The sequence below is a fragment of the Pseudomonas sp. NBRC 111124 genome (assembly GCF_001320245.1).
Classification (GTDB): domain Bacteria; phylum Pseudomonadota; class Gammaproteobacteria; order Pseudomonadales; family Pseudomonadaceae; genus Aquipseudomonas.
The window spans coordinates 1-1,234 of sequence record NZ_BCBA01000097.1 but is presented as its reverse complement, the minus strand read 5'-3'; the positions used below and the strand labels follow the sequence as shown (position 1 = coordinate 1,234).

The following is a 1,234-nucleotide window of genomic DNA, read 5'->3' as shown; positions in this document are numbered from 1 at the left end:
TGTAGTGGTCAACTCATCCCGGACACGGTTTTGAGTTTTTCTTCAGCTTTCGCCGGAGCCAGTCCATCGTTGAAGTGATGGGGTCGGATCCAGTTGTAATGGCCCATCAGGTACTGGCTAATGTCTCGTTGAGCCTGCTGCCCGGTCAGGTAGCCCGTGGTCGGTATCCACTCTGATTTCAAGCTGCGAAATACTCGCTCCATCGGCGCATTATCCCAGCAGTTGCCTCGGCGGCTCATGCTCTGGCGCATGCGGTAGCGCCACAGTCTCTGGCGGAACTGACGACTGCCATATTGCGATCCCTGGTCGGAGTGAAACAGTAGTCCTTGAGGCTTTCCGCGTTGTTCGTAAGCCACGTCCAGCGCTTTGACCACGAGGTCTGCGTTCGGCTTTTCTGATAAGGCCCAGCCCACTACTCTGCGTGCATAGAGATCCAGGACAACTGCCAGATAGTGCCATTTGCCCTGTGCCCAGACATAGGTGATGTCGCCACACCAAACCTGATTTGGCGCTTCGACATCAAACGCTCGGTTCAAGATATTCGGAATATCTGGCCGCTCCACTGTGGCCTTTTTGTAGGCATGTGATCCTGGCTGCTTGCTGATCAACGCCAGCTCACGCATCAGGCTGCGTACCTTGAACCGCCCGATTTGTTCACCCTCTTCTTGCAGCATTGCCTTGATACTACGGCTGCCGGGCGCACTTCGCCCTCGCGTGAACAACTCATTTACTCGACTGCGCAACCGCAGTCGTTCAACGTCCGGAGTTCGCCTTCTGTGACGATGTGCGTAGTAACTTGAGCGAGTGACTTCAAACACTTCGCACAAACAATCAACGGGCTCATGATCGCTGAGCTGGCGGATCAGCGCGTACGCTCGAGATCTTCCGACATCAAGAGCGCGGTAGCCTTTTTTAGTATCGATTTCTCGCGTTCAAGGCGCGTGATCCGGGCTTCCAACTCTTGGATTTTTTGCTGCTCTGGCGTCAGCGCTTTGCTGGCCGGCGTGATGCCGCCGCGCTCCTGCTGAAGCTGATTAACCCACCGACGCAGGGCCGATTCCACCAAGCCGAGCGAACGGGCCGCTTCGGCATGGCTGTAGCCTTGATCGAGCACCAGGCAGGCGGCTTCGCGCTTGAACTCAGGGGTAAACGTACGGCGTTGCTTGGTCATCGGACACCTCTCTGTGGCGAGCATTCTCGCCTAAATGGGTGTCCGGAATCATTAGACCACTAC

1 protein-coding gene is annotated in these 1,234 nt (G+C 56.2%); it reads right to left on the bottom strand.

Features of this window, described 5'->3' with window-relative positions:
- Nucleotides 1-8: 8 nt before the first annotated feature.
- Nucleotides 9-1,171 (bottom strand): IS3 family transposase gene (locus APH28_RS28460; RefSeq protein ID WP_156340956.1). Its coding sequence is split into 2 segments (ribosomal slippage): nt 9-916 and nt 916-1,171, totalling 1,164 coding nucleotides; the frame shifts between segments, so codons are not numbered across the junction.
- Nucleotides 1,172-1,234: the final 63 nt, after the last annotated feature.